Origin of the sequence: Bradyrhizobium sp. (assembly GCF_019242285.1) — a bacterium.
In the GTDB taxonomy this organism is placed as follows: domain Bacteria; phylum Pseudomonadota; class Alphaproteobacteria; order Rhizobiales; family Xanthobacteraceae; genus Bradyrhizobium.
Window position 1 is genome coordinate 1 of sequence record NZ_JAFAVV010000964.1, and the last position, 4,005, is coordinate 4,005.

Here is a 4,005-nt window from a genome sequence, read left to right on the forward strand (position 1 = left end):
GCATAATGCCCTGAGTCGGGGGCGGCGTCAAATCATTTTCTGAAAAACGGAAGTTGACGAACGCGGCGAATCGCAAGAGTGGGCCGTAGGATGCGTAGAGCGAAGCGAAACCCATCGATGCACACCGGGGGTGATGGGTTTCGCTTCGCTCTACCCATCCTACGAAGACCGGATGCTGCGCTCACGATGACGGGATGCGCGAGCGTGCCTGCACGTCCCTCACGCCCGGTACGCGGTCTTGTCGGTGCCGCGATAGAGCACACGCACCTGCTCCTCGGAGACCATGCGGTGAAACGCCAGCGCGACAGGTTCGAGGTCGCGCTTCGGCTCATGGGCCGGTTCGAAATGATGGTAGTCGTCCCTGCCGCGCACCAGCGTCGCCCAGTCGCGGGCGCCGACGGCCTGCTTCAGGCGGGTCGGGATGTAGCGGATGGCGAGGCCGATGCGACGGTCGTCGGACTGGTTGGGCTCCGAGCCGTGAAACAAGAGCACATGGTGCAGCGAGGCCTGTCCGGGCTTCAGCTCGACATGCACGGCCTGCGCCTCGTCGACCTCGACGGCGATCTCCTGCCCGCGGGTGAGCAGATTGTTCCGGTCGAACGTATCCGCGTGCTGGACCTGCGCGCGATGGGTGCCGGCGATGAACTTCATGCAGCCGGATACCCGGTTCGCCGGCGACATCGCAATCCAGGCCGTGGCGACGTCGGACGAGCTCAACCCCCAATAGGTGGCATCCTGGTGCCACGAGACGAAACCGGGATCGCGCGCCTCCTTGATGAAGAAGCTGGTGTTCCAGCACAGGATGTCCGGCCCGAGCACGTCCTCGACCGCGTCGAGGATCTTGGGATGGCGCACCATCTCGTCGATCCAGGTGAACAGCACATGGCTGCGATGGCGCATCTCGCCCTTGATCGGGCCGCCGCTTTCGGCCTCGTAGTCCTCGAGCCGGCGGCGGAAACCGGCGACCTCGCCGGCATCGAGGGCGTCGATCGGGAAATGGTAGCCGCGCGCGTGGTAGTCGGCGACCTCGCGCTCGCTCAGGAGTTTTGGCACGGTTTCCTCCCTGTTCTTGCTTGATCCAGCGCCTTGGTCGAGCGTGGCGTTCACTCCCCATGCTGTCAAGCACACCACTGCGGGCCTTTCGTCCGCGCCGCTTTGATCCTAAAGTCACGACGCGGTTTGCCCGGCCCGGCCGGGACCTTCCAGTTGCGGGAGCGGCATGCGCGCCACCAATCTGGTGATCGGAACGACCACGCTCGCGGTGCTGGCCACGGCGTTCGGTGGGCTGCTCGCCTATCAGAAGCTTCTCGGCGTGCGCAACCAAAGCCCCTTGCGCATCGTCTTCAATGGCTCGGCCAGCGGCCTGCGCCGGGGCGGCGGCGTGAATTTCGACGGCGTGCCGGCCGGCCAGATCAAGTCGATCAAGCTGGAGAGCCCGACCCGGATCGTCGCCCTGGTGATGCTGGACAACAGCGCCCCGGTTCGCAAGGACACCGCGATCGGCATCGAATTCCAGGGGCTGACGGGGATCGCAGCGATCTCGCTGGTCGGCGGCGCGCCGACCGCACCGCCACCGCCGCTGGACGCCGACGGCATTCCGCTCCTGACCGCCGACTGGAGCGAGCAGCAGTCGATCACCGACACCCTGCACAATGTCGATCATCTCCTGGTCGACAACCGCGCCATGGTCAAGGATGGGCTGCGCTCGTTCGAAAGCTATACCGCATCGTTGAAAAACAAGGCTGATGCGGTCGACAGCGCGCTCGCCAAGGCCGACGACGCCTTCACGGGCTTCGACAAGGTGGTGGCGAGAATCAACGGCGCCATCCCCGGGCTGATGGATGGCGAGGAAGGCGTGCTGTTCCAGAAGGTGAAGTCGATTCACGAGCTCGCCGACAGCTTCAACAAGCGCTCGGGCGCGATCATGGAAGAGGCCCGCCGCACGCTGGCCGACCTCAGCGAAGCCGCCAACGGCATGACCCGCAAGCTCAACCCGGAGGCGGCGGCGACCGTGCCTGCGCCTCGAAGGCTCCCGCCGCGACGGCCATAGGCTGGCGCTTCGGCTGTCGTGAGGCTGGTTCCGCGCAGGAACCAGATTTCCAGTCCTGAACCGCTCCATCGTCACCCGATCAGGATTGATTCAAATTCAACCCAAAGCCGCCGCGCGTAAATCGCGCAAATAATGATGGCTGGCTCAGGAACCGGAATTCCTGCCCGATGTTATCACCACTGGCTCAAATCGAGCGGGTTCCATCACCGCATTCGCTTCGCGCTTGATTTGAGGTTTTGGCAGGCATCTAGTGTGCGCTTGATCCTGATTTGCCGCGCACAGGTTTGGGGGGAATGTCATGACTGATCTCGGTCCCGTCTCGTCGTCGACGCGCAGGCGAGGCCGGCCCGGGCCGAACGGCGATGCAACGACCGACTCGCTGCAGGAGCTGCTGCATGCCTTGCAGGCGATGCGCGGCGGCGACTTCTCGGTGCGGATGACCGCCGATCATCTCGGCATCGAAGGCAAGATCGCCGACACCTTCAACGAGATCGTGGCCGCCAACCAGCGCATGGCGCAGCAGCTCGAACTGGTCGGCCAGGTTGTCGGCCGCGAGGGCAAGACCCGGCAGCGTGTGAGGCTCGGTCTCGCCTCCGGCTCCTGGGCCGACATGGAAGGCTCGATCAACACCCTGATCGACGACCTGCTCTGGCCGACCCGCGAGGTCACCCGCGCGGTCGCCGCCGTCGCGCAGGGCGACCTGCTGCAAACCGTCAAGCTCGACGTCGACGGCCGGCCGCTCGGCGGCGAGTTCCTGCAGTCCGCCAATATCGTCAACACCATGATCAAGCAGCTCGGCGTCTTCACCTCCGAGGTGACGCGCGTCGCGCGCGAGGTCGGCACCGAGGGCAAGCTCGGCGGCCAGGCCCAGGTGCCGGAGGTGACCGGCGTCTGGAAGGACTTGACCGAGAGCGTCAACTCCATGGCCAACAACCTGACCGGCCAGGTCCGCAACATCGCCGAGGTGACCATCGCGGTCGCCAATGGCGACCTCTCCAAGAAGATCACGGTCGACGTCCGCGGCGAGATCCTGCAGCTCAAGGAAGCCATCAACACGATGGTGGACCAGCTCCGCTCCTTCGCCTCCGAGGTGACGCGCGTCGCCCGCGAGGTCGGCACCGACGGCAAGCTCGGCGGCCAGGCGATCGTGCCGGGCGTCGCCGGCACCTGGAAGGACCTGACCGACTCGGTCAACGCGATGTGCGGCAACCTGACCGCCCAGGTGCGCAACATCGCCAACGTCACCACCGCGGTCGCCCGCGGCGACCTGTCGCGCAAGATCACGGTCGACGTACGCGGCGAGATCCTGGAGCTGAAGGACACCATCAACACGATGGTCGACCAGCTCAACTCGTTTGCTTCGGAAGTCACGCGCGTCGCGCGCGAGGTCGGCACCGAAGGCAAGCTCGGCGGCCAGGCCCAGGTGCCCGGCGTCGCCGGCACCTGGAAGGACCTGACCGACAACGTCAACTTCATGGCTTCCAACCTGACCGCCCAGGTCCGCAACATCGCCGATGTCGCGACGGCGATCGCGAGCGGCGACCTGTCGAAGAAGATCACGGTGAACGTGTCCGGTGAGATCCTTCAGTTGAAGGAGACGCTGAACACGATGGTCGACCAGCTCAACGCCTTCGCCTCCGAGGTGACGCGCGTGGCGCGCGAGGTCGGCACCGAAGGCAAGCTCGGCGGCCAGGCCAACGTGCTCGGCGTTGCCGGCACCTGGAAGGACCTGACCGACAACGTCAACTTTATGGCGTCCAACCTGACCGCCCAGGTCCGCAACATCGCCGACGTGACCACGGCGGTGGCGAACGGCGACCTGTCGAAGAAGATCACCGTCGACGTGCGCGGCGAGATTCTTCAGCTCAAGGAGACCATCAACTCCACGGTCGACCAGCTCAACGCGTTTGCCTCGGAAGTGACCCGCGTCGCCCGCGAGGTCGGCACCGAAGGCA

Annotated in this window: 3 protein-coding genes; 2 read left to right on the forward strand and 1 reads right to left on the reverse strand. The window is 65.4% G+C overall.

Going from position 1 to position 4,005, the window contains the following annotated elements; all coding sequences use genetic code 11:
- Nucleotides 1-219: 219 nt before the first annotated feature.
- The gene (locus JOY90_RS39375; protein WP_291696469.1) at nt 220-1,053 is read right to left on the reverse strand and encodes a phytanoyl-CoA dioxygenase family protein; all 834 of its coding nucleotides are present in this window, start codon (nt 1,051-1,053) and stop codon (nt 220-222) included.
- Between the two features lie 166 nt (nt 1,054-1,219).
- Between JOY90_RS39375 and JOY90_RS39380 the strand changes: the two genes are divergently transcribed.
- Both JOY90_RS39380 and JOY90_RS39385 read left to right on the forward strand, forming a co-directional pair.
- Nucleotides 1,220-2,050: an MlaD family protein gene (locus JOY90_RS39380; protein WP_291696470.1), complete on the forward strand. Its 831-nt coding sequence runs from the start codon at nt 1,220-1,222 to the stop codon at nt 2,048-2,050.
- A 298-nt stretch (nt 2,051-2,348) separates the two neighbouring features.
- Nucleotides 2,349-4,005 (forward strand): HAMP domain-containing protein (locus JOY90_RS39385; RefSeq protein WP_291696471.1); only part of this gene is annotated, 1,657 nt, incomplete at its 3' end.

Bases quoted from the DNA above. Each gene is read 5' to 3' on its own strand.
- JOY90_RS39380 (WP_291696470.1), top strand. From the start codon at position 1,220: ATGCGCGCCACCAATCTGGTGATCGGAACGACCACGCTCGCGGTGCTG.